Source organism: Streptomyces cinerochromogenes (genome assembly GCF_014648635.1).
GTDB classification, from domain to species: Bacteria; Actinomycetota; Actinomycetes; order Streptomycetales; family Streptomycetaceae; genus Streptomyces; species Streptomyces cinerochromogenes.
In genome coordinates, this window is the sequence record NZ_BMRM01000001.1 from 736247 (window position 1) to 761876 (window position 25630).

Here is a 25630-nt window from a genome sequence, read left to right on the forward strand (position 1 = left end):
GCTGTCATGAGCGACGACGCAGTGCCGGACCTCCGGGCGTCCGACGCCGACCGGGACCGGGTCGCCGAGGTCCTGCGGGACGCTCTGGCCGAGGGGCGGCTCGACATGGCGGAGTTCGAGGAGCGGCTGGAGTCGGCGTACAGGGCGCGGACGTACGGACAGCTGGCTCCGCTGACCCGTGACCTGCCGGTGGCCGGTGCGGCGGCCCCGCGCGTCTCCTTCGCGAAGGAGCCCGCGGTGAGCGGTGGTTGGGCGGGGCGCGTCACCGGTGGCGGGGGGACCTCGACGGGCGCGGTGGCCGTCCTGTCCGGGTTCGAGCGCAGGGGCCACTGGACGGTGCCGAAGCGGTTCTCCTGCTTCACCTTCATGGGCGGTGGCGAACTCGACCTGCGTGAGGCGGACTTCGCCGACCGTGAGGTCGTGATCAACTGTGTGGCGATCATGGGCGGGGTGCAGGTGACGGTCCCGCCGGGCGTCGAGGTCGTCGTCCGCGGCATCGGCGTGATGGGTGCCTTCGAACACCCGAGGGACGACGGCCCACCGGAGCCGGGTGCTCCCCGCGTGGTCGTCACCGGTTTCGCGTTCTGGGGCGGGGTGGGCGTGGAACGCGGACTCCCCCGGGCGAAACGCGGCCCGAAGCGGCGCGGAACGGCGTAGACGTCCCTACGACGCGCACACCTTCGTCAGCTCCCCCGCCGCGTCCGTCACCGGGCTCACGTCGGGTGTCTCGTCGCCGTTCTTGATGGCTGTGCGCACGTTGTCGACAGCCTTGTTCAGGTCGTCCACGGCCTTGTTGACGTCGGCGTCGTCGGTCTTGTCGCCGATCTTGCGCAGGCTCTTGTCGATGGAGTCGAGCGAGGCGTCGGCCTGGGAGGGGTCGTTGGCGGCGTTCTCCACGGCCTGCTGGAGGTCGGTGACGTTGTCGGCGATGGCGTCGGCGGTCTGGACGCAGTCCAGCGCCTTGCCGACGGCGTCGCAGCCGGTGGTGAGGCCGGCGGTGAGCGCGGCGGTCGCTACGGCGGCGGCGACGGCGGTGAGCCTGCCTCGGCGTCGGCTGGCGGCCATGGTGGGTTCCTCCCCTGGTACGGCTGGCCGGGCGCGCGGCGGTGAGCCGCGCGCCCGTACCCAGAGGGACGCCGGAAGGACCCGGCGGGTTGCCCGGGTCTTGAAGCTTTCTTTACGCGCGCGTGCCCGCCAGCGCCGCCTGCTGGACCGCGGCCAGGTCGGTGCAGCCGGCCACGGCGAGGTCGAGCAGGGCGTTCAGCTCGTCGCGGGCGAAGGGCGCGGCCTCGGCGGTGCCCTGGACCTCGACGAAGCGGCCGTCGCCGGTGCAGACGACGTTCATGTCGGTCTCGGCGCGCACGTCCTCCTCGTAGCAGAGGTCGAGCAGCGGGACCCCGCCGACGATGCCGACCGAGACCGCGCTCACCGTTCCGGTCAGCGGCTGGCGGCCGGCCTTGATCAGCTTCTTGCCCTGGGCCCAGGCGACAGCGTCGGCGAGGGCGACGTAGGCGCCGGTGATGGCGGCGGTGCGGGTGCCGCCGTCGGCCTGGAGGACGTCGCAGTCGAGGACGATGGTGTTCTCGCCGAGCGCCTTGTAGTCGATGACGGCGCGCAGGGAGCGGCCGATGAGCCGGGAGATCTCGTGGGTGCGGCCGCCGATCTTGCCCTTGACGGACTCGCGGTCGCCGCGGGTGTTGGTGGCGCGGGGCAGCATGGCGTACTCCGCGGTGACCCAGCCCTCGCCGCTGCCCTTGCGCCAGCGCGGGACGCCCTCGGTGACGGAGGCGGTGCAGAAGACCTTGGTGTCGCCGAAGGAGACGAGGACGGAGCCCTCGGCGTGCTTGCTCCATCCCCGTTCGATGGTGACCGGGCGGAGCTGTTCGGGGGTACGGCCGTCGATGCGAGACATGCGGACGAGCCTAGCCGTCCATGCGGAAGGGGCTCCTCCCGCGTCGGGAAGAGCCCCTGTTCCGGTGAGCCGGCCGGCTCACATCATGTCTTCGATCTCCGCGGCGATCGGGTCGGCGTCGGTGCCGATGACGACCTGGACGGCGGTGCCCATCCTGACGACGCCGTGGGCGCCGGCGGCCTTCAGGGCGGCCTCGTCGACCAGGTCGGGGTCGGACACCTCGGTGCGCAGCCGGGTGATGCAGCCCTCGATCTCCTCGATGTTGTCGATGCCGCCGAGGCCGGCGACGATCTTCTCAGCCTTGCTGGCCATGTTCCCTCTCCCTGATCCGAACCGCTTTGTCGCAGTAACCCACAGTCGGCCCCTCTTCGCGAGCGGTCATGCCGTGCGTGCCGGATGATGGCGATCACGACTGCGGAACCGTCCGTCGACTGGTCTACACCACCGTGGGGAAGGTCGCCAAACCCATGAGTGCAGAGAGCGCGGCACGTCCGGCGAGGGCCCGCTGGAACAGCCTGTTCCAGGGCATGCAGAAGATGGGCCGCAGCCTCCAGCTGCCCATCGCGGTCCTGCCGGCCGCGGGCATCCTGAACCGGCTGGGGCAGCCGGACCTGTTCGGCGAGGACGGCCTGGGCTGGACGAACGTCTCCCGGGTGATGAGCGGGGCGGGCGGCGCGCTGCTCGACGGGCAGCTGGGGCTGCCGCTGCTGTTCTGCGTGGGCGTCGCGATCGGCATGGCGAAGAAGGCCGACGGTTCGACGGCGCTCGCGGCGCTGGCGGGTTTCCTCGTCTACTACGGCGTCCTGCGCCAGTTCCCGCAGGAGTGCCCGGCGGGCGCGAAGGTGGTCGTCACGGGCTGCCAGGCGGCGGACGGCACGGTGACCTCGTTCGTCTACCAGAACCCGGGTGTCTTCGGCGGCATCGTCATGGGTCTGCTGACCGCCTTCTTCTGGGCCCGCTACCACCGCACGAGACTGGTCGACTGGCTGGGCTTCTTCAACGGGCGCCGGCTGGTGCCGATCGTCATGGCCTTCGTCGCGATCCTGTTCGCCGTGGTGTGCCTGTTCGTCTGGCCGCCGGTCGGCGCGGCGCTGGAGAGCTTCGGCGGGTGGCTCAGGGACGCGGGCGCCTGGGGCGCGGGCGTCTTCGGGGTGGCCAACCGCGCGCTGCTCGTCGTCGGCCTGCACCAGTTCCTGAACGTGCCCCTCTGGTTCCAGTTCGGCAGCTGGACCAAGCCGGACGGCACGGTGGTGCACGGCGACATCAACATGTTCCTCCAGGGCGACCCGGACGCCGGGCAGTTCACGTCGGGTTTCTTCCCGGTCATGATGTTCGCGCTGCCGGCCGCCGCGCTGGCCGTCACGCACTGCGCCCGGCCGGAGCGCCGCAAGGAGGTCGGCGGGCTGATGCTGTCGGTCGCGCTGACGTCGTTCGTCACCGGCATCACCGAGCCGCTCGAGTACTCCTTCCTGTTCGTCGCGCCCGCGCTGTACGCGGTGCACGCGCTGCTCACGGGTGTGTCGATGGCGGTGACCTGGGCGCTCGGGTCGCACGACGGCTTCGGTTTCTCCGCGGGCCTGATCGACTACGTCATCAACTGGCACCTGGCGACCAGGCCCTGGCTGGTCATCCCGATCGGCCTGTGCCTGGCGGCCGTGTACTACGCCGTCTTCCGCTTCGCCATCATGAGGTTCGACCTGAGAACACCGGGGCGCGAGCCGGTGGACGAGGTGGAGGACGTCACGAAGGTCTGAGGGCGCCCGGCCCGGCGCGGCGGGACGCACAGCGCGTAGTGCCGTGGTAGCGGATCCGTGGGTTCCTTATGCCGCCTTCATCGTGCTACAACAGGTCTACACCACAGGTGGTGTAGACCAGAGACGCTGCCGTCCCTTCCTTGGTTCCCGGGCGGCGCCTTGCCCGATGGAGGAACTTGTGACCACGGCCAGCGCCGCTCCCGCGGCCGAGAAGAAGAAGGGCGCCGGGGCGATGGCTGTGCTCCAGCGCATCGGCCGCAGCCTGATGCTGCCGGTCGCGGTGCTGCCCGCCGCCGCCCTCCTGGTGCGCCTGGGCAACACCGACATGCTGGGCCGCCCGTCCTTCCCGGCCTTCCTGACGAAGATAGCGTCGTTCATGGCGGCCGGCGGCAACGCCATCCTCGACAACATGGCGCTGCTGTTCGCCGTGGGCATCGCGATCGGCTTCGCGAAGAAGTCGGACGGCTCCACGGCCCTCGCGGCGGTCGTCGGCTACCTGGTCTTCAAGAACGTGCTCGGCACGTTCACCGACAAGAACCTGCCGAAGGTCGCGACCGTCGTCGACGGCAAGATCGTCATGCAGAGCGCCCCGGTGGACGCGAAGGTTCTCGGCGGTGTGGTGATGGGCATCGTCGTGGCCCTGCTGTACCAGCGCTTCTACCGCACCAAGCTGCCCGACTGGGCGGGCTTCTTCGGCGGCCGCCGGCTCGTCCCGATCCTGTCGGCCTTCGCCGGCCTGGTCCTCGGGATCGTCTTCGGTTACATCTGGCCGGTCCTCGGCACCGGGCTGCACAACTTCGGCGAGTGGCTGGTGGGGTCGGGCGCGGTCGGCGCGGGCATCTTCGGTGTCGCCAACCGTGCGCTGATCCCGATCGGCATGCACCACCTGCTCAACTCGTTCCCGTGGTTCCAGGCGGGCGAGTACCACGGCAAGAGCGGTGACATCGCGCGCTTCCTGGCCGGCGACCCGCACGCGGGTCAGTTCATGACCGGCTTCTTCCCGATCATGATGTTCGCCCTGCCGGCCGCGTGCCTCGCGATCGTGCACTGTGCCCGGCCCGAGCGCCGCAAGGTCGTCGGCGGCATGATGTTCTCGCTGGCGCTGACGTCCTTCGTCACCGGTGTCACCGAGCCCATCGAGTTCACCTTCATGTTCATCGCGCCGGTCCTGTACGCGATCCACGCGGTCCTCACCGGTGTCTCGATGGCGCTGACCTGGTCGCTGGGCATGAAGGACGGCTTCGGCTTCTCGGCGGGCGCGGTCGACTTCGGTCTGAACCTGGGCATCGCGAGCAATCCATGGGGCCTGGTCCTGGTCGGCCTGTGCTTCGCGGCGGTCTACTACGTGGTCTTCCGCTTCGCGATCACCAAGTTCAACCTGCCGACCCCGGGCCGCGAGTCCGACGAGGAACTGGCGGAACTGCAGAAGGCGGAGGCCAAGTAACAGCTCCGCGCCACGGACGACGACAGGGCCCCGGAACCGGCGAGGTTCCGGGGCCCTTCGCGTGTGTCCGGGGTCAGATCTCGTACGTCACCCGCGGAGCGGCCAGCTCCACCGGCCCGCCGAACACCTCGCGCGCGTCCCGCAGGTTGACCTCGGCGTCGGTCCACGGCGGGATGTGGGTGAGGACCAGCCGCCGCGCACCCGCGCGCGCGGCCGTCTCCCCCGCCTCGCGCCCGGTGAGGTGCAGGTCGGGGATGCTCTCCTTGCCGTGCGTGAACGCCGCCTCGCACAGGAACAGGTCGCTGTCCCGGGCCAGCGCGTCCAGCGCCTCGCTGACGCCCGTGTCGCCGGAGTACGCGAGGGACTTCCCGCCGTGCTCGATCCGGATGCCGTACGCCTCCACGGGGTGGCGGACCCGCTCGGTGTGCACGGTGAAGGGGCCGATCTCGAAGGTGGACGGCTTGACCGTGTGGAAGTCGAAGACCTCGCTCATGGAGGAGGCGGTGGGGGTGTCCGCGTAGGCCGTGGTCAGGCGGTGTTCGGTGCCCTCGGGGCCGTAGACCGGGATGGGGGCGCACCGGCCGCCGTCGTGGCGGTAGTAGCGCGCCACGAAGTACGCGCACATGTCGATGCAGTGGTCGGCGTGCAGATGGCTGAGGAAGATCGCGTCGAGGTCGTAGAGACCGCAGTGGCGCTGCAGCTCGCCCAGGGCGCCGTTGCCCATGTCGAGGAGCAGCCGGAAGCCGTCGGCCTCGACGAGGTAGCTCGAACAGGCCGATTCCGCGGACGGGAACGACCCCGAGCAGCCGACGACGGTGAGCTTCATGAAGCAGAAACCTCCGTTGGCGGGAGAGCGATGATCGGGACGAGGAACCACTCGGGAAGGAGGGCTGTCGGGGGTCGTGCGGTTTGTCGAGCGTAAGGCGCAAAAGCACGGGTCGCTCCTCCGCCAGGGGCCGTTGTGGGCGAACTCACCTGTGCTGTCACCGGTTCGGCTGGACGTGGGGCGCACAGGGATAAGCAGAGGGCGCGCGATGTACGGCGCGCGCCGGTAACGTCGTCGTATGGACACGTCCTGGTGGCTGGCCCTCGCCGCGGTGGTGCTGCTCGCGCTGGTCGCCACGCTGGTCGACGGCTGGGGCCGCGGGCACCGGCCCGGCGGGCGGCGCCTGCGTCCCCCGGGCCGTCCGGGCCCGCGGACGGGCCACGCCGTGCGGCCGTCCCCCGGGGACATCTGGTGGGCGGACGTCCCCTACGAGGACCGGCCCGGGGTGAAGGACCGGCCCTGCCTGGTGCTGGCCGTACGCGGGAACCGGGCCACGGTCGCGAAGATCACCAGCAAGTACCACGACGAGCGCTGCGGCGTGATCCCGCTGCCGCCGGGCGCGGTCGGCGACGCCCAGGGCCGGCCCAGCTTCCTGGAGACCGACGAGCTGCGCGAGGTACCGGTGAGCGGCTTCCGCCGCCGGGTGGGCGTGGTCGACCCGGTCCTGTGGGACCAGGTGAGACACCTCGCGGGGTAGGGGGCTGCTTCGGACCGGCCCGGGTCCGGGCTGATCCGAACGAAACCCCCTAGCTCACCCGGACGGTGACCGTCCACTCCTCGATGCCCTCGCAGGAGACCTGGCCCGGTGCGGTGGGCTGGGCGCACAGCGGGCGGGACGAGGCGAGCTTCACGGTGCCGGCGGCCACCGCCCGGTAGGCGGCGGTGGCGTCACCCGGCTGGAGGACGAAGCCCGCGTTGACGGCCTCCAGTGCGGTGCCGCTCGCGGTGACCGGCTTCCAGGGCCGGGCCTTGGTGCCGTCCAGCGTCAGCCGGACCTCGCCGCCCTTGGTCACGCACACGGTACGGCCGTGATCGGCGGCCGTCAGCTCCAGGTGGCCCGTGCAGTCAGCGGCGGAGCGGCTGGGCGACGGGGTGGTCCCGCCGCGCGGCGGCGCCGACACCTTGCCGCCGCTCCCGGTGTCCTGCTGGGAGCCGCAGCCCGCGAGGAGCAGCGCTGCCGCCGCAAGGGCGAGGGGCGTCGTACGGCGCATGGTTCCGCCTTTCTGCCGGGGTGCTGGTACGGGTGTGACGTACCACCGGCGCGCGCGGATCCCTCACCGGGGCCTACGCCCAGAGCTGGCCCTGGAGCGTCTCGATGGCCTCCTCCGTGGTGGCGGCCGTGTAGACGCCGGTGGAGAGGTACTTCCAGCCGCCGTCGGCCACGACGAAGACGATGTCGGCGCTCTCGCCCGCCGTGACGGCCTTCCTGCCGACGCCGATCGCCGCGTGCAGGGCGGCGCCGGTGGAGACGCCCGCGAAGATGCCCTCCTGCTGGAGCAGTTCGCGGGTGCGGGTGACCGCGTCGGCCGAGCCGACCGAGAAGCGGCTGGTGAGGACGGAGGCGTCGTACAGCTCGGGGACGAAGCCCTCGTCGAGGTTGCGCAGGCCGTAGACCAGGTCGTCGTAGCGCGGCTCGGCGGCGACGATCCTCACGTCCGGCTTGTGCTCGCGCAGGTAGCGGCCGACGCCCATGAGGGTGCCGGTGGTGCCGAGGCCGGCCACGAAATGGGTGATCGAGGGCAGGTCGGCGAGGATCTCCGGGCCGGTGGTGGCGTAGTGGGCGCCCGCGTTGTCGGGGTTGCCGTACTGGTAGAGCATCACCCAGTCGGGGTGCTCGGCGGCCAGCTCCTTGGCCACGCGCACGGCGGTGTTGGAGCCGCCGGCGGCCGGCGAGGAGATGATCTCGGCGCCCCACATGCCGAGCAGGTCCCGGCGCTCCTGCGAGGTGTTCTCCGGCATCACGCACACCATGCGGTAGCCCTTGAGCTTGGCCGCCATGGCGAGGGAGATGCCGGTGTTGCCGGAGGTGGGCTCCAGGATGGTGCAGCCCGGGGTGAGCCGGCCGTCCTTCTCCGCCTGCTCGATCATGTGCAGGGCGGGGCGGTCCTTGACGGAGCCGGTGGGGTTGCGGTCCTCCAGCTTGGCCCAGATCCGCACGTCCGGGGACGGCGACAGCCGCGGCAGGCGCACCAGGGGGGTGTTGCCCACCGCGGCCAGCGGGGAGTCGTAGCGCATCGCTGCTCAGCGGCCGATCAGCGCATGCCGCCGGCGACGGCCGGCAGGATCGTCACGTTGTCGCCGTCGGACAGCTTGGTCTTGATGCCGTCCAGGAAGCGGACGTCCTCGTCGTTCAGGTAGACGTTGACGAAGCGGCGCAGCTGGTCGCCCTCCACGATGCGGGCCTGGATGCCCGCGTGCCGGGTCTCGAGGTCGGCGAACAGCGCGGCGAGGGTGTCGCCGTTGCCCTCCACCGCCTTCTGACCGTCGGTGTACTGGCGGAGGATGGTCGGGATGCGGACCTCGATGGCCATGATTGCGGGCTCCTGTCGGAAAGGGTTCGGGTCTGGGCACACGGCGGCGCGCCGCGGCCCACGGCCGTACGGCGGCAGGGAACGTCAACAGATGGCGCTGTTCAGCCTGCACAGGTCGACGTGCAGCCGGGCCACGAGCAGCACGCTCGGCGCCTTGTCGCTCACGTCGTTCAGAACCATGGGCTCATCGTATCGATTCCCGGTCCGGATCCCGGAGTGTGATCTCGCATCGTGGATGATTGCCGACCGCATCCCGGTCAGTACGCCTCGACGACCCTGACCTCCTCCTCGGTGACCTCGCCGTCCACGATCCGGAAGGAGCGGAACTGGAACTCGCCGAGGCCGTCGGTGTCGGCGGTGGAGACCAGGACGTAGTGGGCGCCGGGCTCGTTGGCGTAGGAGATGTCGGTGCGCGAGGGGTAGGCCTCGGTGGCGGTGTGCGAGTGGTAGATGACCACCGGGTCCTCGTCGCGGTCGTCCAGCTCGCGGTAGAGCTTCAGCAGGTCGCCCGAGTCGAACTCGTAGAAGGTGGGCGACATCGCCGCGTTCAGCATGGGGATGAAGCGCTCGGGGCGGTCCGCGCCCGCCGGGCCCGCCACCACGCCGCACGCCTCGTCGGGGTGGTCCTTGCGCGCGTGGGCGACGATCTGGTCGTACAGGGCCTGGGTGATGGTCAGCATGGGGGTCAGGATAAGCAGAGGGGCCGCCCCGTACCGAGGGATGGTACGGGACGGCCCACATGCCGGACGTCCTGAGCGGCGGCCGCCGGGGGCGCCACGAGAGCTCCCGGCGGCCGGACGTCCTTTTCCGGAGGATCTGGAGGTCCGGAGGATCCGGAGGTCCGGAGGATCCGGAGGTCCGGAGGATCCGGAGGTCCGGAGGGTCTGGGTCAGCGCTTGCGGAAGGCCGCGGCCTCCGGGTTGCGGCGCTTGAGCACCAGGTAGGCGACACCGAGGATCACGGCCCACAGGGGCGCACAGTACAGGGAGACCCGGGCGTCCTTGTCGATGCCCATCATCACGATCACCATGCCGATGAAGGCGAGCGCGAACCAGCTGGTCCACGGCGCGCCCGGGGCGCGGAACTCCGAGCGGGGCAGTTCGCCGCGGTCGGACTTGGCGCGGTAGCGGATCTGGCAGAACAGGATGACGATCCAGGCCCACATGCCGGAGATGGTCGCGAAGGACACGACGTAGTCGAACGCCTTGCCCGGCCACTGGTAGTTGATCCAGACGCCGACCAGCATCAGCGCGGCGGAGACCGTCGTGCCGACGAGCGGGGTGCCGCTGGGCGTCAGCCTGGTGAAGAGCTTCGGGCCCTGGCTGTTGAGCGCGAGGTCGCGCAGCATGCGGCCGGTGGAGTACATGCCGGAGTTGCAGGAGGACAGCGCCGCGGTGAGCACGACGAAGTTCACGATGCCGGCGCCGGCGGCCAGGCCCATCTTCTGGAACGCGGCCACGAAGGGGCTGACGCCCGGGTGGAAGCTGGTCCACGGCACGACCGACAGGATCATGATCAGCGCGCCGACGTAGAAGACGGCGATGCGCCACGGCACGGTGTTGATCGCCTTGGGCAGCACGGTCTTCGGGTCCTTGGACTCGCCCGCGGTCACACCGACCAGCTCGACGGCGAGGAAGGCGAACATGACCATCTGGAGGGTCATCAGCGTGTTGCCGACACCGTGGGGGAAGAAGCCGCCGTCGCTCCACAGGTGGCTGACGGAGGCGGTGTCACCGGCGTCGGAGAAGCCGATGGTGAGGATGCCGGCGCAGATCAGGATCATGCCGATGATGGCGGTGACCTTGACCATGGAGAACCAGAACTCCAGCTCGCCGAAGAGCTTCACGGAGATCAGGTTGGCGCCGTACAGGATGACCGTGAAGACCAGGGCCGACACCCACTGCGGGATGTCCCACCAGTACGTCATGTAGGCGGCCGCGGCCGTGACCTCGGTGATGCCCGTGACCACCCAGAACAGCCAGTACGTCCATCCGGTCACGAAACCGGCGAACGGGCCGATGAACTCGCGCGCGTACTCCGAGAAGGAGCCCGACACCGGGCGGTACATCAGCAGTTCGCCGAGGGCCCGCATGATGAAGAAGATGACGAGGCCCGCGATGGCGTACGCCAGGATCAGACTCGGGCCCGCCTTGGAAATACCCTTGCCCGCGCCGAGGAAGAGGCCGGTGCCGATGGCACCGCCGATGGCGATCATCTGGATCTGCCGGGCGCCGAGCCCGCGCTGATAACCCTCGCCCTCGCTGCCCTCCGCACGCACGGCCTCATTGCCGTCGCGGTGCTGGTCGACCTGCGCTGAGGTCATGTGTGGTGCGCCTTTCTCCATGCCGACCCGGGCCTTTCGTCGGCCTCGGATCGGGTCTCGATCCCCCCGGATGATGGAGCTGTCTGCCTGGCCGACGGTCGTCGGCTCGGTGGCGCACCCGGCCGAACATGGGTGGTGTTGGCCGGGCGGTCGTGAAGATTTATCACGGCCGCAATACTGATCACAGAGGAGGCCTGTGGCGCATCCCACAGGGAAAAGCGGACAAAGAACGCTCTAACGCGTCAAAACCGGCCACAAAGGTGACGGGATCGTTATCCGGATTTGAGCGTCCTCTGAGCGAACGCCAGAGTGGGGCGAAATACGGACGGGCTACGGCATAAGGGTCGACACCAGGGTCTCCTGGAGCCCGCCCAGCCACAGATAGGCCAGCACCATCGGCTTGCGCGGGTCCTCCTCCGGAAGCCGGTAGAGCAGGTCGGTGTCGTCCTCGTCGGTGATGTCCAGCCGGGCCCCGATCGCCAGCCGGAGGTCGTTGAGGGCGCCGAGCCACTGCCGGGACTCCTCCGGGGACAGCTTCAGCACCGCACCGCCCTCGTCCACCGGGGCGAGCGCGTCCAGCGAGCGGATCACACCGAGCGCGTTGTCCCGCTTGCCGGCCCGCAGGTCGTTCTCGGTGTAGCGGCGGAACTCGGCGGAGTGCGCCCGCCGCTCCTCCGCCTCGGCCGGGGAGCCCGGGGAGTGCTCGGGGTCGCTGTAGGCGTCCGGGAAGAGCCTGCGCAGGACCGGGTCGGCGGGCGGCTCGCTGGGGCCCTCGGCGAACAGCTCGGCGAGCGGGTCGTCCGGGGTGTCGGCACCCGGGCCGGGGCCGATCAGCTCCAGCAGCTGGACGGCCAGCGACCGGATGATGGAGATCTCGACGTCGTCGAGCGCGACGGCAGCGCCGCCGCCGGGGAGCGGTTCGAAGTGTCCGGGCATCTGGGTGCGTTTACTTCCGGTCCTGCTGGAGGGTGGCCCACAGACCGTAGCCGTGCATCGCCTGCACGTCGCGCTCCATCTCCTCGCGGCTGCCGCTGGAGACGACCGCCCGGCCCTTGTGGTGGACGTCGAGCATGAGCTTGGTGGCCTTGTCCTTGGAGTAGCCGAAGTACGTCTGGAAGACGTACGTCACGTAGCTCATGAGGTTGACCGGGTCGTTGTGGACGATCGTGACCCAGGGGACGTCGGGCTCGGGTACGGCGAAGACCTCCTCCGCCGACTCGGTGCGTTCGATCTCTACGGGCGCGGGTGACGTCACACAGCCATGCTGCCACGGCCCCCATAAATCGTCACACCGACGAAAAGGGAGTACGATCCTTGGTCATGAACACAGCGGACCTTGGGCTGCCGGTGGATGTTCCCTCGACGGCGCTCTTCACGGACCAGTACGAGCTGACCATGCTGCGCGCCGCGCTGAAGGCCGGTACGGCCGAACGGCGGAGCGTGTTCGAGGTCTTCACCCGGCGGCTGCCGAACGGACGCCGTTACGGCGTGGTGGCCGGCACCGGCCGCGTCCTGGACGCGGTGGAGAACTTCCGCTTCGACAACGGCGTCCTCGGCTTCCTGCGGGAGCGGGGCATCGTCGACGAGGAGACCCTGGAGTGGCTCGCCGGCTACCGCTTCAGCGGGGACATCTGGGGCTACCCGGAGGGCGAGGTGTACTTCCCGGGCTCGCCGATCATGCGCGTCGAGGGCACCTTCGCCGAGTGCGTCCTGCTGGAGACGGTGATCCTCTCCATCCTCAACCACGACTCCGCGATCGCCGCGGCCGCCTCCCGGATGGCCTCCGCCGCCGGTGACCGCCCCCTGATCGAGATGGGCGCCCGCCGCACCCACGAGCTGGCCGCGGTGGCCGCCGCCCGCGCCGCCTACGTCGGCGGCTTCGCCACCACCTCCGACCTCGCGGCGGGGTTCCGCTACGGCATCCCGACCGTCGGCACCTCCGCCCACGCCTTCACCCTCCTCCACGACCGCGAGCGGGACGCCTTCCAGGCCCAGGTCGAGACCCTCGGCCGGGGCACCACGCTGCTGGTGGACACCTACGACGTCGCCGAGGCCGTCCGTACGGCGGTGGAGGTGGCCGGCCCCGAGCTGGGCGCCGTCCGCATCGACTCCGGCGACCTGCTGCTGGTGGCCCACCGGGTGCGGCAGCAGCTGGACGAGCTGGGCGCGACGAAGACGAAGATCGTCGTGACCTCCGACCTGGACGAGTACGCCATCGCCTCGCTGGCCGCCGCGCCCGTGGACGCGTACGGCGTCGGCACCCAGCTGGTGACCGGCTCCGGGCACCCGACCTCCTCCATGGTCTACAAGCTCGTCGCCCGCGCCGACTCCACCGACCCGAAGGCCCCGCTGCTGCCGGTCGCGAAGAAGTCCAGCGGCGGCAAGACGTCCATCGGCGGGCGCAAGTGGGCGGCGCGCCGGCTGGACGCCGACGGGGTCGCGGAGGCCGAGGTCGTCGGCACCGGGCCGGTCCCGGCCGAGCTGGCCGACCGGCAGCTGCTGGTGCAGCTGGTCAAGGGCGGTGAGGTGGTCGCCCGCGAGCCGCTGGACGTGACCCGGGACCGGCACATCGCCGCCCGCGCGAACCTGCCGCTGTCCGCCACCCAGCTGTCCAGGGGAGAACCCGTCATTCCGACGGAGTACGTCACCGGGCGCTCGGGTAGCTAGAGCGGGACCGCCGTCCGCCCCCTCGAACCCCCTCCCGCCCGGGCCCGGAAGTCTCTAGGCTCAGTTACTTCACCCACAGTCGAAGGACACCCACCATGCGCCGCGCCTTGATCGTCGTAGACGTGCAGAACGACTTCTGCGAGGGGGGCAGCCTCGCGGTGGCCGGGGGTGCCGACGTGGCCGCCGCCATCACCGAGCTGATCGGCCAGGCGGCGGGCACCGGGTACCGCCACGTGGTGGCCACCCGCGACCACCACATCGCGCCCGGCGGCCACTTCGCGGACAACCCCGACTACGTCCGTTCCTGGCCCGCGCACTGCGTCGCGGGCACGGAGGGCGTGGGCTTCCACCCGAACTTCGCCCCCGCGGTCGCCTCCGGAGCGGTGGACGCCGTGTTCGACAAGGGCGCCTACTCGGCCGCCTACAGCGGCTTCGAGGGCACCGACGAGAACGGCGTCCCCCTCGCCGACTGGCTCCGCGCCCGCGAGATCACCGAGGTCGACGTGGTGGGCATCGCCACGGACCACTGCGTGCGGGCCACCGCCCTGGACGCCGCGAGGGAGGGCTTCCGCACACAGGTCCTGCTGGACCTCACCGCGGGCGTGGCCCCGGGCACGACCGAGCGGGCCCTGGAGGAGCTGCGCGAGGCGGGGGTGGAACTGACAGGCAAGCCCGTGGTGAGCGGCTAGGGGCGCGGGGAACGCGCGCCCTACCGCACCACCGCCGACCCGCGGAGCAGGGCGCGGATCGGGTGCCACAGTTCGTTGACGATGACACCGTTGTCCGTGGGGGCCGTACGCCATATCAGCCCGTCGGGGTGGTGCAGGACCGCCGTGATCTCGTCCGGTGTCGGGGGCGCGGCGTTGCCCCGGAGGTAGACCGCCCGCAGGCCCAGGTTGCGGAGCCTGGTCAGGGCGCGGGCGCGGTTCTGGGCGTGCACGAGCACCCGCACCGCGACGGAGTCGTACGGCAGGTTCAGCGCGACGACCACCGTGCCGTTCGGCAGTTTGCAGAAGCCTCCTGCGGCCATGCGGTCACATCCCCGTTCCGGTCGGTGTCAATAAGCGGTCCACAGGACGCACCTAAACACGATCGGCGGCAGCCCGCCAAGGGGCTGCCGCCGATACGCTTCTGACCTGCGGTTTTACCGACTACTTGATCGCGGGACCAACCTTGAGCTGGATCGTGGAGCCGTCCTTGGCCTCCTTGACGATCGAGATCTTGGTGTTGGTGTCAGTGACCTTCACACCGCCCGTCGGGTTCGACGGGTCGTAGTAGGTGCTGGCGTGGTCGTTGAAGACCGAGACACCCTTCGAGCCCTTGATCTTCAGCGCGACGTCCGCCTTGTGCAGCGTGATGCCGTCCGTGGCGTACAGGCTGAACGGCGAGTCGTAGGCCTGGACACGGTTGCGCAGCAGCGTGCCGTCGGCCCACTTCAGCGCCTTGAAGTGCGAGTCGACCGGCAGGATCAGACCGGTGCCCGGGTGGCCGTTGGCGCTGTTGGTGTTGTTGTCCGCCTGGGAGGTGTCCCACTTCCAGATCAGCAGGCCGTTCTGGTACGGGTAGTGCTCCACCCAGTCCGGACGCGACGCGAATCCGAAGTTGTACGGGCCGGTCTTCAGCGTCTTGTCGTACGACACGTACTGGCGGTTCTCGGCGATGTAGTACTGCTTGTAGTCCTTGGTGAAGGACGCGCCGATGCGGGAGAACCCGGCCGCGGTCCAACCGGCGTCCGCGCTCTCGGCGTTGTCCGAGAACAGCGTCGTGCCGTCGGCGGTCACGGTGATCTCGTCGGCCGTGAAGCCGTTCTCCGCGACACCGCCGTCGGTGGCGTAGCGGAAGCGCAGGTCGATCTTCTTGCCCGCGTAGGCGTCGAGCGGGAACGACAGCTTCTTGTGCGTCTGCGAGAAGCCGGTCAGCGCCGGCTTGCCGCTGGCGTCCTTCGGCAGGGCCTGGCCGTCCGCCGTGCCGTCCAGGGCGGTCCAGTTGGCGCCGCCGTCGGTCGAGACCTCGGTGTAGACGTAGTCGTAGCCGGCCTCGGTGGCCCACCAGCCGTCCAGGTCCAGCTTCGCCGAGGACTTGCCGGTGAGGTCCACGGAACGGGTCAGCGTGTTCTTCAGGTCGTTGCCGCTGCCGCTCCACCACTGGGCCGAGCCCTGCGCCGGCTCGGTGATGGTGGTGGTGACCGCCTTGTCCGGCAGGTTCACCACGAGGGCCTGCTTGTCCCAGGTGTTGTACTCGGCGGGGCCCAGCTTGTGCGTGGACTGCTTGCCGGCCTTGGCGGTGTCGTAGTTCAGCCAGCCCAGCTGGAGCTTGTCCCAGGCGTTCATGTCGCCCGGCAGGTCGCCGATGGACTCCTTGCCGGTGCCCAGCCAGGAGCCGGAGGACATCAGCGTCCAGAAGCCGGTGGAGTTGTCGCCGCCGGCGGTGTCGTACTCGTCCGGCAGGCCGAGGTCGTGGCCGTACTCGTGGGCGAAGACGCCGAGGCCGCCGTTCTCCGGCTGGATGGTGTAGTCGCCGACCCAGACGCCGGTGTCGCCGACCTGCGTGCCGCCGAGCTTGTTGTTCTCGGGGCCGGTGGCGCCGGCGTCGGTGCCGAAGGCGTACCAGCGGTGGGCCCAGATCGCGTCCTCGCCCTGGGCGCCGCCGCCGGCGGACTCGTCCTCACCGGCGTGCACGATCTGGAAGTGGTCGACGTAGCCGTCCGGCTCGTTGAAGTTGCCGTCGCCGTCGTAGTCGTACCGGTCCCACTGGTCGTACTTGGCGAGGTCCTTCTTGATGTCGGCGTCGGTGCGGCCGGCCTTCTTCTGCTGGGCGACCCAGGCGTTCAGGCCGTCGGAGACGACGTTCCACACGCTCGGGCAGTTCTTCGAACCGCAGGCGTTGTTGCCGTAACGGGCCTCGTTGTAGGGGACCTTGACCCAGTCGGTGACCTCGCCCGAGACCGAGTAGCGGCCCGAGGACTGCTTCTCGTAGTACTTCTTCAGCGACTCGGTCTTCTTGCCGGTGCCGAAGTAGAGGTCCTGGTAGTGCTTCTGGTCGTAGTCCTTCTGCCAGGCCGTCGAGTTGTCCTTCTTGCGGTCCGGCGCGGCGATCTTGTTGTGCAGCGGGCCGGGCGTACCGCCGAACTTGGGGTCCTTCTGGTCCCCGAACTCCACCAGGATGGTGAAGATCTTGTCGGTCTTCTCGCGGCTCAGCTCGACGTACTTGCTGCGGCCCTTGCCGCTCTTGAGCTTGACGACCTTGGAGCCGTTGCGCTCCTGCGCGGTGGCCTTGCCCGCTATGAGCTGGTTCAGGGCCTCTTCGCGCTGGGCTTCCTGGGTCTTGCTCAGCGGGCCGTCCAGGTTGTGCTTCTGCTGCTTCACCGGGGCCGGGTCGTGCCGGTTGGCGGCGGCGGTCCGGGCCTGGGTGCTCGCCTCGGCGACGGCGAAGGTGGCGAACGTGGCGGAGGCCGCCGCGAGCGTCACGCCGATGGCGGCCGCTCTGAACGTCCAGGATCTGCTGGTCACTTGAGTTCCTCCCCCGCGTCGCGCACACGGACAGGGGGTTCCGGGTCATGGAGGTTTCCGTGCGCGCACGATCAACGCGTGTAGTCAAGTGACGACATTTGACTAGAGGTTTAGCAGAAAAGACAGACCTTGACTTGAGCAGGACAAGTGCACTATGCGGAGGAGACGTTCGCTTTACGGACACGTGTCGCCCCGGCCAACGGACGCCGGGGAAAGCCTGTTTGACCGAGGGGTGCCTCTGTGCGCCCCCTGTGCACCGGTACTGTGGGTTAGGTCATGCTTACCCGGCGTCCGGGTCGGGCATGCAGGCCAAGAGACTCGAACGGCACGCCACGAATCGTCCGCACACTGCCGAGGACACGATTGCCATGCCTCGTCCGACCGCCGCACAGCTCGCCTACGGCTCCTGCACCGTGATCTTCTCGACGCTCGCCATGCTGCTGCTGTCCCAGACGAGTTCGGGCCCCGGGATCGCCGTCATCGCCCTCGCGGCCCTCGCGCTGGGCCTGCTGGTCGCCCTGACGGTCCCCTCCCCCACAGCGCGCGCGGCCTCGGCACCCGCCGGGCGCGCGGCGGACGAGGAGCGGGTCCCCACGACCCTCTGAGACGACAGGGCGACACGACTGGGCGGCGGGTCCGGGGTGCGCCCCGGACCCGCCGCCCCGCCGTGTCGCCGGCCGCCGTCCCTCAACCGGTGCTGACCACCACCGTCTTGGCCGCCTTGTCGTGCAGGCCCTGTTTGTACGGCTTGTCGAAGAAACTCCATCCGCCCGAGACGGCCGTCCAGAGACAGGCACAGCAGAAGGCGAACGGCACCCACAGCACCAGCGCGCGGCTCAGCGAGGCCTGCACGGAGGGGGTGGCGCCGTTCTCCAGGTTGGCCACCCGCATGCCGAGCCACTTCTTGCCGAGGGTCTGCCCCGACCTGCTGATCATGACGGTGTCGTAGGCGACGTAGAGCACGGCCGTGACGAAGGCCCGGGCGACGTTCCTGCCGACCTCCAGGCGGCCGTCGGCGACCGTGTAGTAGGTCAGCCCGAGCCCCCACGTGAGCAGCGCGACGACGATACCGACCAGGATCATGTCGATGATGCGCGCGAGCGTCCGCCTGCCGCTCTCGGCGAGCGGGGGCATGCCGGCCAGCGGGTCGGCGGGATAACCGCCGTACGGGTCACCGCCGTAGGGGGGCGGCTGGGCACCGCCGTACGGGTCACCGCCGTAAGGGGGCGGCTGGGCACCGCCGTACGGGCCACCGCCGTAAGGGGGCGGCTGGGCGCCGCCGTGCGGGGCGTCGTACGGCGAGCCCGGCCCCTGGTCCGACGGGGGCCGCTTCCTGAAGGGGTCGTCCTCCGGGGGCGGCTGCTCTCCGGAGCCGGGGGGCGGTTCGCTGCTCATGGCCCGAGTGGAACCCGAACCTCCCGGCTCCGCATCCGGCAGACCGCCGGACGGGGTACGCCCGGATCAGCCCGCGACGAAGGTGTGCGCCGCCTTGTCGTGCCAGCACTGCCGCCAGGGCCGGTCGAACAGGCACCACAGCACGCCCACGATCCCGACGACCAGCAGCCCCGGCACGCTGAACACCAGCCAGCGGCGCAGCGCCGGGCCGAACGTCGGGGGCTCGTGCGCCTCGATGTCCCGCACCTCCAGACCGCACAGCTTCTTGCCGAGGGTGCGGCCCCATCTGACGGTGGGCAGCACCTCGTACAGGACACCGGCCACGAGCAGGACGGCGAGGACGATGCCGAGGCTGGTGCCGGTCGTGCCGTCCAGCAGCCAGACCGTGACCTCGTGGCCGGAGACCTTGGCCGCGTCGATCTTCTGCTGGACGTGGTCCACGGCGCGGATGCCGAGCGGGACCGCCGCGGCGGACGTGATCGCGCCGATGGCCAGCAGGTCGACCAGCCGCGCCGCCAGCCGCTTGCCGAGTCCGGCGGGGCGGGCGGCGGCCTGCCGGCGGGCGGCGGCCTGGAAGAGGTCCTCCATCGGCGGCTTCCACGGCGCGACGGGCTGCTCGTCACCGCCGCCGGCCAGTTGGTGCACCTGCTGCGCCCAGGAGGCCTGCCCGCCGCCGGGGCCGCTCGTCAGCGGGGTGGCGGGAGCGGCGGCCTGCCGCGGCACCGAGGGGGCCGCGGCGGCGGGGGCGGCCGGCGAGGGCTGGGGTGCCGGGGGTGACGCGGCGGCGGGGGCGGCCGGCGCGGGCTGGGGTGCCGGGGGCGTCGGCGCCGCGGCGGCACGGGCGGCGGCGGCCTTCCCCGCGGCGAAGCCGGAGTTCGCGGGCGCGCCGACGGGTCCCTGTGGGCCGAAGCCGGCCGGGCCGCCGCTCTCCGTGCCGGACGGAACCGGGCGGATGGTCATCGTGCCGTCGTCGGTACGGGCGGCTGCCGCCGGGCCGGGGATCGGGCGCCGGAAGACGAACGTGCCGGGGTCCGGGGCCTCGTCCTCCGCCGGGGGGATCGTCGCGGTGCCGTCGGTACGGCTGGTGGCCTGCCCGTCGGCCGGTTCCGGCGCCTGGGCCGGCACCCGGGGATCGGCACCCCAGCCACCGGCACCCTGCCGGGGCTGGGCGGGGGACTGCCCCGGCTGACCGGACTGCCCCGGCTGGGCGGCCTGTCCCTGCCGGCTCCACTGCGCGCCCTGCGCCGCCGGACCGGCCTGCGCCGGACCGCCCTGCGCCGCCTGGCCGGCCTGGCCCGCTGGGCCCGCCTGCGCCCACTGGTCCGCCGGACCGGCCTGGGCGGCCTGTCCCGGCTGGCTCCACCGGCCGGCGCCCCGGCCCGCGGGTCCCTGCTGTCCCGCGTCGCCCTGGGGGCCCGCGGCGCCCTGCCGGTCCGCACCGGACTGCTGGTCCAGGCCCGGTGGGTCCTCGTCGAAGAAGTGGGGGCCCGTCTCCTCGACGGCGGGGGCGGGGGCGGGGCGGACGCCGGGGGGCGGGGTGAGCGGCTCGCCGTCCTTCGGCGCCGGGCGGCTGGTGCCGGGCACCCAGGAGGCGCCGTTCCAGTACCGGACGTAGCCGGGGATGGACGGGTCCGGGTAGTAGCCCTCGCGGGGCCGGTCGTCACCTGGGGCCGGGGTTGGGGCGCTCATGTCCGTCGTCCCGTATCTGCTCGGGGGTGGGATGGGGGCCTCCACATCTATCAGACCCGGGCAGCCCGCAGCGCCAGTCCCGCCGTACCCAATCCTTTCCGGGCAACGCCGTACCGGGGTGTCGCACGCCGGCGAAAAGAATTTCCCCGAACCCGCGTAATGCCCCAGCCCCCGCCCCCTCTCCCCCGGTGCGGGCCCGGTCCGAGCGGCCCCGACCAGAAAGGAAACGCCGGTCATGCATCACACCGTGGTGGAGCGCGAGCTGGAGCTGCGGCTCATCCTGTCGCCGGAGCGGAGCGTCCCGGTCCCGGCCCGGCTCGGTTACCGCTCCGACGACCCGTACGCCGTCCACATCGCCTTCCACATCAACTCCGAGCACCCCGTCCACTGGACGTTCGCCCGCGATCTCCTGGTGGAGGGGGTGTTCCGGCCGTGCGGGAACGGGGACGTGCGGGTGTGGCCGGCGAAGGCGGACGGGCGCGGTGTCGTCCTGATGGCGCTGAGTTCACCGGACGGCGACGCGCTGCTGGAGGCGCCCACCCCGCAGGTGTCCGCCTGGCTCGAGCGGACGCTGCGGGCGGTGCCGCCGGGCGCGGAGGGCGGGCGGCTCGGCATCGACGACGCGCTCGACCAGCTGCTCGCCCGGTGAACGGCCCCCGGAAGGGGTCAGAAGAGCTTGCCCGGGTTCAGGATGCCCAGCGGGTCGAAGACCTGTTTCACCGCCCGCTGCATCTCCACCCCGACCGGGCCGATCTCCCGGGCCAGCCACTCCTTCTTCAGTACGCCCACCCCGTGTTCGCCGGTGATCGTGCCGCCCAGCTCCAGGCCGAGCGCCATGATCGCGTCGAAGGACTCACGGGCCCGCCGGGACTCCTCCGGGTCACGGGCGTCGAAGCAGACGGTGGGGTGCGTGTTGCCGTCGCCCGCGTGGGCGCAGACGCCGATCGTGAGGCCGTACTCGGCGGCGATCCGCTCCACGCCCTCCAGCATGGCGCCGAGCCGGGAACGGGGCACGCACACGTCGTCGATCATCGTCGTGCCCTTCACCGCCTCCAGCGCGGTCAGCGAGAGCCGCCGGGCCTGGAGCAGCATCTCGGACTCGGCCGCGTCCTCGGCCGGGACGACCTGGGTGGCGCCGGCGGCCTCGCACAGGGCGCCGACGGCCGCGAGATCGGCGGCCGGGTCCGGGGTGTCGAAGGCGGCCAGCAGCAGGGCCTCGGTGGTCTCGGGCAGCCCCATGTGCGCGAGGTCGTTGACCGCCTTGACGGTCGTACGGTCCATCAGTTCGAGGAGGGAGGGGACGTGTCCGCCCGCCATGATGCGGCAGACGGCGTCGCAGGCGGCGGCCGCGGAGGCGAACTCGGCGGCCAGGACGAGCTGCCGGGGCGGCTTGGGCTTCAGCGCCAGGACGGCCCGGACGACGATGCCGAGCGAGCCCTCGGAGCCGACGAAGAGCCGGGTGAGGTCGTAGCCCGCGACGCCCTTGGCGGTGCGCCGGCCGGTGGACATCAGACGGCCGTCGGCGAGGACCACGTCCAGGCCGAGGACGTACTCGGCGGTCACCCCGTACTTGACGCAGCACAGGCCGCCGGAGGCCGTGCCGATGTTGCCGCCGATGGTGCACATCTCCCAGCTGGAGGGGTCCGGCGGGTAGTACAGGCCGTGTTCCTCGACCGCGCGGGACAGGGCCGCGTTGACCACGCCCGGTTCGACCACGGCGATCCGGTCGACGGGGCTGATCTCCAGGATGCGGTCCATCCTGGTGAGGGACAGCACGATGCAGCCGTCGGTGGCGTTGGCGCCGCCGGACAGGCCGGTCCGGGCGCCCTGCGGGACGACGGGCACGCGCAGCTCGGTGGCGGTGCGCATGACGTGCTGCACCTGCGCGACGGTGCGCGGGAGGACGACGACGGCGGGGCTGCCGGCCGGGCAGAAGCTCGCCATGTCGTGTCCGTAGGAGGCCGTCACGTCGGGGTCGGTCAGGACCGCCTCGGGCGGCAGGCCGGCCAGGAGCCGGTCGGTGAGGTTGCCCGTGTGCTCGTCGCGCGGTGCTTCGATACGGCTCATGATCACAGCGTGGCACTCACGGCCATCGGTGTGAACCCCGCCCGTGCCGCCCTTGGGCCACCCGGATGTGCTCGTCGTACTGGCGCACAGTGGCGCCATGGACAACCGGCAGTGCGTGGGTACGTCCCTGCTCCCCGAGCCCCCGGCACCGCACCGCTCCCGGCGGGTGCTGCGGCAGGTGCTGGTCGCCGCGCTGGCGGGCGGTTTCCTCGCGGGCGGGGTGCTGGTGCTGCTGTCGGAGGAGCCGCAGCGGCGGTCCGGGCCGGTCCGCCCGCCCGCCGCCGGTCCGCAGGCCGCACCGCGGGTCCGGCAGGAGGCGCTGACCACGGTGACCTACGGGGTGCCGGCCGCGCTGCCCGGGCTGACGGCGCTGATCGGGCGCGAGGAGCAGCGGGTGCGGGAGCGGCCGAAGGACGCCCGGGCGTGGGCGGTGCTGGGGTCCGCGTACGTGGAGCGGGGGCGCCGGGCGGGGGACGCGGCGGACTACCCGAAGGCCGAGCGGGCGCTGCGGACCTCGCTGGAGGTGCGCGGCGGCCGGAACACCGAGGCGCTGGACGGCCTGACCGCGCTGGCGCTGGCGCGCCGGGACTTCCCGGCGGCGAAGAGCTACGGCGAGCAGGCGCTGAAGGCGGCGCCGAAGCGGTGGTCGGCGTATCCGCCGCTGATCGACGCGTACACCGGGCTCGGTGACTACAAGAAGGCCCGGGCCGCCCTGGACACGCTGATGGGGTTGCGCACCGGTCCGGCGGAGCGGCCGGCCGTGCGGGCGCGGGCCGCGGCGGTCTACCGGGACCGGGGCTGGCGCGAGGACGCGGTGGCCCAGCTGACCGACGCGGCGGCCGCCGCCCGCACCCCCGCCGAGCAGGCCGCCTGGCTGGCCGGGGTGGGGCAGCTGGCGTGGGAGCGCGGGGACCTGCCGGACGCGCTGCGGCACTTCGAGGCCGCGCTGCGGCTCGACCCCGACCAGCGGACGGCGGCGGTCGGGCGGGCGCGGACCCTGGCCGCGCAGGGGCGTACGGCTCAGGCGCTGGCCGCGTACCGCGCCGTCGTCGCCCACCGTCCGGACCCGGAGGACCTGCTGGAGCTGGGCGAGCTGTACGAGTCGCTGGACCAGCCCCGGCCCGCGGAGGAGCAGTACGCACGGCTGAGGGAGGCGGTACGGCGGTCGGTGGCGGGCGGCGTGGACGAGGAGCTGCTGATCGGGCGGTTCGAGGCGGACCACGGGGACCCGTGGGAGGCGGTGGAGCGGCTGCGCGAGGAGTGGCGGCGCCAGCCGGGGATCGAGGTGGCCGACGCGCTGGGCTGGGCGCTGCACCGGTCCGGCGAGGACCAGGAGGCGCTGACGTACGCGACCGCCGCGACGGACGAGTCGAAGGGGGGCGGGGTGCGCAGCGCGCTGTACGCGTTCCACCGGGGGGTGATCGAGGCGGAGCTGGAGCGGTACGGGCCCGCGCGGCGGTACCTGGAGGAGGCGCTGCGCATCAACCCGTACTTCTCGCCGCTGCGGGTGCCGGTGGCGCGGGAGGCGTTGCAGGCGCTGGGCGACGAGTCCGAGGAGCCGCCGCCCAGCGAGTAGCGGGCCGCCGTTACAGGTTGCCCCGCTTGGCCTGCTCGCGCTCGATCGCTTCGAACAGGGCCTTGAAGTTGCCCTTGCCGAAGCCCATGGAGCCGTGCCGCTCGATGAGTTCGAAGAACACGGTGGGCCGGTCCTGGACCGGCTTGGTGAAGATCTGCAGCAGGTAGCCGTCCTCGTCGCGGTCGGCGAGGATCTTCAGCTCGCGCAGGGTCTCGATCGGCACGCGGGTGTCGCCGACCCACTCGCCGAGGGTGTCGTAGTAGGAGTCGGGGGTGTCGAGGAACTCGACGCCGGCCGCGCGCATGGTGCGGACCGTCTGCACGATGTCGTTGGTGTTGAGCGCGATGTGCTGGACGCCGGCGCCGCCGTAGAACTCCAGGTACTCGTCGATCTGGGACTTCTTCTTGGCGATGGCGGGCTCGTTGATCGGGAACTTGACCTTGAGGGTGCCGTCCGCGACCACCTTCGACATCAGCGCGCTGTACTCGGTGGCGATGTCGTCGCCCACGAACTCCTTCATGTTCGTGAAGCCCATGACCTTGTTGTAGAAGGCCACCCACTCGTTCATCTTCCCGAGTTCCACGTTGCCGACGCAGTGGTCGACGGCCTGGAAGGTGCGCTGGGCGGGCGGCTCGACGAGCGGTGCGGCGGCGGCGTAGCCGGGCAGGTAGGGGCCGTCGTAGCCGCTGCGCTCGACCAGGGTGTGGCGGGTCTGGCCGTAGGTGGCGATGGCGGCGAGGACGACCGTGCCGTGCTCGTCCTTCACCTCGTACGGCTCGGTGACGCTCTTCGCGCCGTGCTCGATCGCGTACGCGTAGGCGGCGCGCGCGTCCGGGACCTCGATGGCGAGGTCGATGACGCCGTCGCCGTGCTCGGCCACGTGCTGGGCGAGGAAGTGGCCCCAGGTGCTGCTCGGCTTGATCACCGAGGTGAGGACGAAGCGGGCGGAGCCGTTCTCCAGCACGTAACTGGCGGTCTCGCGGCTGCCGTTCTCCGGTCCGGAGTAGGCGACCAGCCGCATGCCGAAGGCGGTCGAGTAGTAGTGCGCCGCCTGCTTGGCGTTGCCCACGGCGAAGACGACCGCGTCCATTCCCTTGACCGGGAAGGGGTCGTCCTGCCGGGCGGTCGTGTCGGGAGTGTGGTGTGTGGTCTGCGTCATAGCGGAAGGGTGGCCGCGCTCTGCAAGGTGCGCAATAGTTCGCTTCATCGCTGGGCAACCTGACCAGCGGCATGGCCGTGTCGGCGGTCTTTCTGTACAGGATGACCATCTCAGGGGGTCCCGTGGCGATCGATCATCTGGACGGACGGATCATCGTGCTGCTGGCCGAGGAGCCGCGCATCGGGGTGCTGGAGATGTCCCGGCGGCTGGGGGTGGCCCGGGGCACGGTGCAGGCGCGGCTGGACCGGCTCCAGTCGAACGGGGTCATCCGCGGATTCGGTCCGCAGGTGGACCCGGCGGCCCTCGGCTACCCGGTCACCGCGTTCGCCACCCTCCAGATCCGGCAGGGCCAGGGAGCCGACGTACGGGCGCACCTGGCGACCGTGCCGGAGGTGCTGGAGCTGCTGACCACCACCGGCAGCGGGGACATGCTGTGCCGGCTGGTGGCCCGCTCGAACGCCGATCTCCAGCGGGTCATCGACCGGGTCGTCGGCTTCGACGGCATCGTCCGGGCCTCGACGACGATCGTCATGGAGAACCCGGTGCCGCTGCGGATCATCCCGCTGGTGGAGCAGGCCGCGGCGGACGCCCCCTCGCGACATACGCGGCATGCGTGAGAAAATGGCCAATGTGGTATAAGGCGCTGGCGGTTCATCGGAACCCTCGGCCGGAAGGGCTCAGACAGGCGAGAGGAGCACATCATGATCGCCAAGTTGCTGGGCAAGCTGTCCTTCGTCCGCCACTACGGTGCGTACGGGGCCCACGAGTGGGACGCGTA

General features: G+C 71.2%; 27 protein-coding genes and 1 pseudogene. 10 read left to right on the plus strand and 18 right to left on the minus strand.

Going from position 1 to position 25630, the window contains the following annotated elements:
* Window positions 1–6: 6 nt before the first annotated feature.
* Window positions 7–630: pseudogene (locus IEZ20_RS03230) on the plus strand (DUF1707 SHOCT-like domain-containing protein); the annotation flags it as partial.
* A 33-nt stretch (window positions 631–663) separates the two neighbouring features.
* Here IEZ20_RS03230 and IEZ20_RS03235 read toward each other — a convergent pair.
* From IEZ20_RS03235 to IEZ20_RS03245, 3 genes are all read right to left on the minus strand, one after another.
* The gene (locus IEZ20_RS03235) at window positions 664–1065 is read right to left on the minus strand and encodes a prefoldin domain-containing protein (RefSeq protein WP_189294510.1); all 402 of its coding nucleotides are present in this window, start codon (window positions 1063–1065) and stop codon (window positions 664–666) included.
* Between the two features lie 112 nt (window positions 1066–1177).
* Complete coding sequence (gene rph / locus IEZ20_RS03240; RefSeq protein ID WP_189294511.1) at window positions 1178–1912, minus strand: ribonuclease PH; 735 nt, start codon at window positions 1910–1912, stop codon at window positions 1178–1180.
* A 78-nt stretch (window positions 1913–1990) separates the two neighbouring features.
* Window positions 1991–2224 (minus strand): PTS sugar transporter subunit IIB, encoded by a 234-nt coding sequence (locus IEZ20_RS03245; RefSeq protein ID WP_189294512.1) that lies wholly within the window; start codon window positions 2222–2224, stop codon window positions 1991–1993.
* 155 nt (window positions 2225–2379) lie between these two features.
* On the opposite strand from IEZ20_RS03245, the gene IEZ20_RS03250 reads away from it, so the two are divergent.
* Window positions 2380–3666 carry a PTS transporter subunit EIIC gene (locus IEZ20_RS03250; protein ID WP_189294513.1) on the plus strand — a complete coding sequence of 429 codons (1287 nt, stop codon included), beginning with the start codon at window positions 2380–2382 and terminating at the stop codon, window positions 3664–3666.
* Window positions 3667–3844: 178 nt separating this feature from the next.
* Window positions 3845–5110 carry a PTS transporter subunit EIIC gene (locus tag IEZ20_RS03255; RefSeq protein WP_189294514.1) on the plus strand — a complete coding sequence of 422 codons (1266 nt, stop codon included), beginning with the start codon at window positions 3845–3847 and terminating at the stop codon, window positions 5108–5110.
* A gap of 73 nt (window positions 5111–5183) precedes the next feature.
* Here the strand turns inward: IEZ20_RS03255 and IEZ20_RS03260 are convergent, their stop codons facing one another.
* The gene (locus tag IEZ20_RS03260) at window positions 5184–5936 is read right to left on the minus strand and encodes an MBL fold metallo-hydrolase (RefSeq protein ID WP_189294515.1); all 753 of its coding nucleotides are present in this window, start codon (window positions 5934–5936) and stop codon (window positions 5184–5186) included.
* Between the two features lie 238 nt (window positions 5937–6174).
* Between IEZ20_RS03260 and IEZ20_RS03265 the strand changes: the two genes are divergently transcribed.
* On the plus strand, window positions 6175–6633 hold the full coding sequence (locus IEZ20_RS03265) for a type II toxin-antitoxin system PemK/MazF family toxin (protein WP_189294516.1): 459 nt from the start codon (window positions 6175–6177) through the stop codon (window positions 6631–6633).
* A gap of 49 nt (window positions 6634–6682) precedes the next feature.
* Here the strand turns inward: IEZ20_RS03265 and IEZ20_RS03270 are convergent, their stop codons facing one another.
* The 8 genes from IEZ20_RS03270 to clpS form a co-directional block, all read right to left on the minus strand.
* Complete coding sequence (locus tag IEZ20_RS03270) at window positions 6683–7147, minus strand: hypothetical protein (protein ID WP_189294517.1); 465 nt, start codon at window positions 7145–7147, stop codon at window positions 6683–6685.
* A gap of 73 nt (window positions 7148–7220) precedes the next feature.
* Window positions 7221–8171: a PLP-dependent cysteine synthase family protein gene (locus IEZ20_RS03275; RefSeq protein ID WP_189294518.1), complete on the minus strand. Its 951-nt coding sequence runs from the start codon at window positions 8169–8171 to the stop codon at window positions 7221–7223.
* A 17-nt stretch (window positions 8172–8188) separates the two neighbouring features.
* Window positions 8189–8467 (minus strand): MoaD/ThiS family protein, encoded by a 279-nt coding sequence (locus tag IEZ20_RS03280; RefSeq protein ID WP_189294519.1) that lies wholly within the window; start codon window positions 8465–8467, stop codon window positions 8189–8191.
* Window positions 8468–8551: 84 nt separating this feature from the next.
* Window positions 8552–8647, minus strand: coding sequence for a putative leader peptide (locus IEZ20_RS40655; RefSeq protein WP_311737150.1), 96 nt, complete (start codon window positions 8645–8647; stop codon window positions 8552–8554).
* A gap of 77 nt (window positions 8648–8724) precedes the next feature.
* Complete coding sequence (locus IEZ20_RS03285; protein ID WP_059249782.1) at window positions 8725–9147, minus strand: M67 family metallopeptidase; 423 nt, start codon at window positions 9145–9147, stop codon at window positions 8725–8727.
* Between the two features lie 209 nt (window positions 9148–9356).
* Window positions 9357–10790, minus strand: coding sequence for an amino acid permease (locus IEZ20_RS03290; RefSeq protein WP_189294520.1), 1434 nt, complete (start codon window positions 10788–10790; stop codon window positions 9357–9359).
* Between the two features lie 330 nt (window positions 10791–11120).
* A complete protein-coding gene (locus tag IEZ20_RS03295) occupies window positions 11121–11726 on the minus strand; it encodes a DUF2017 domain-containing protein (protein ID WP_189294521.1) in 606 nt (201 codons plus the stop codon).
* Between the two features lie 10 nt (window positions 11727–11736).
* Window positions 11737–12045: an ATP-dependent Clp protease adapter ClpS gene (clpS, locus tag IEZ20_RS03300; protein ID WP_189294522.1), complete on the minus strand. Its 309-nt coding sequence runs from the start codon at window positions 12043–12045 to the stop codon at window positions 11737–11739.
* 65 nt (window positions 12046–12110) lie between these two features.
* Here clpS and IEZ20_RS03305 point away from each other — a divergent pair, with 65 nt between their 5' ends.
* Window positions 12111–13457: a nicotinate phosphoribosyltransferase gene (locus tag IEZ20_RS03305; protein WP_189294523.1), complete on the plus strand. Its 1347-nt coding sequence runs from the start codon at window positions 12111–12113 to the stop codon at window positions 13455–13457.
* Between the two features lie 95 nt (window positions 13458–13552).
* Window positions 13553–14146: a nicotinamidase gene (locus IEZ20_RS03310; protein WP_189294524.1), complete on the plus strand. Its 594-nt coding sequence runs from the start codon at window positions 13553–13555 to the stop codon at window positions 14144–14146.
* 20 nt (window positions 14147–14166) lie between these two features.
* Here IEZ20_RS03310 and IEZ20_RS03315 read toward each other — a convergent pair whose 3' ends face one another.
* The gene (locus tag IEZ20_RS03315; RefSeq protein ID WP_189294525.1) at window positions 14167–14487 is read right to left on the minus strand and encodes a hypothetical protein; all 321 of its coding nucleotides are present in this window, start codon (window positions 14485–14487) and stop codon (window positions 14167–14169) included.
* A 121-nt stretch (window positions 14488–14608) separates the two neighbouring features.
* Window positions 14609–16966 (minus strand): immune inhibitor A domain-containing protein, encoded by a 2358-nt coding sequence (locus tag IEZ20_RS03320; RefSeq protein ID WP_189294526.1) that lies wholly within the window; start codon window positions 16964–16966, stop codon window positions 14609–14611.
* A gap of 368 nt (window positions 16967–17334) precedes the next feature.
* On the opposite strand from IEZ20_RS03320, the gene IEZ20_RS03325 reads away from it, so the two are divergent.
* Window positions 17335–17571, plus strand: coding sequence for a hypothetical protein (locus tag IEZ20_RS03325; protein WP_189294527.1), 237 nt, complete (start codon window positions 17335–17337; stop codon window positions 17569–17571).
* An 82-nt stretch (window positions 17572–17653) separates the two neighbouring features.
* On the opposite strand, the gene IEZ20_RS03330 is transcribed toward IEZ20_RS03325, so the two are convergent.
* Together IEZ20_RS03330 and IEZ20_RS03335 are read right to left on the minus strand one after the other, a co-directional pair.
* Window positions 17654–18361, minus strand: coding sequence for an RDD family protein (locus IEZ20_RS03330; protein ID WP_189294528.1), 708 nt, complete (start codon window positions 18359–18361; stop codon window positions 17654–17656).
* A gap of 66 nt (window positions 18362–18427) precedes the next feature.
* Window positions 18428–20050, minus strand: a complete 1623-nt coding sequence (locus IEZ20_RS03335; RefSeq protein ID WP_189294529.1) for an RDD family protein — start codon at window positions 20048–20050, stop codon at window positions 18428–18430.
* A 235-nt stretch (window positions 20051–20285) separates the two neighbouring features.
* On the opposite strand from IEZ20_RS03335, the gene IEZ20_RS03340 reads away from it, so the two are divergent.
* On the plus strand, window positions 20286–20699 hold the full coding sequence (locus tag IEZ20_RS03340; RefSeq protein WP_189294530.1) for an SsgA family sporulation/cell division regulator: 414 nt from the start codon (window positions 20286–20288) through the stop codon (window positions 20697–20699).
* 17 nt (window positions 20700–20716) lie between these two features.
* Here the strand turns inward: IEZ20_RS03340 and IEZ20_RS03345 are convergent, their stop codons facing one another.
* Complete coding sequence (locus IEZ20_RS03345; protein ID WP_189294531.1) at window positions 20717–22123, minus strand: FAD-binding oxidoreductase; 1407 nt, start codon at window positions 22121–22123, stop codon at window positions 20717–20719.
* Between the two features lie 91 nt (window positions 22124–22214).
* On the opposite strand from IEZ20_RS03345, the gene IEZ20_RS03350 reads away from it, so the two are divergent.
* The gene (locus IEZ20_RS03350) at window positions 22215–23693 is read left to right on the plus strand and encodes a tetratricopeptide repeat protein (RefSeq protein WP_189294532.1); all 1479 of its coding nucleotides are present in this window, start codon (window positions 22215–22217) and stop codon (window positions 23691–23693) included.
* Between the two features lie 10 nt (window positions 23694–23703).
* Here the strand turns inward: IEZ20_RS03350 and hppD are convergent, their stop codons facing one another.
* On the minus strand, window positions 23704–24852 hold the full coding sequence (gene hppD / locus IEZ20_RS03355) for a 4-hydroxyphenylpyruvate dioxygenase (RefSeq protein ID WP_189294533.1): 1149 nt from the start codon (window positions 24850–24852) through the stop codon (window positions 23704–23706).
* 122 nt (window positions 24853–24974) lie between these two features.
* Between hppD and IEZ20_RS03360 the strand changes: the two genes are divergently transcribed.
* Window positions 24975–25469, plus strand: coding sequence for an Lrp/AsnC family transcriptional regulator (locus IEZ20_RS03360; protein ID WP_189294534.1), 495 nt, complete (start codon window positions 24975–24977; stop codon window positions 25467–25469).
* Window positions 25470–25630: the final 161 nt, after the last annotated feature.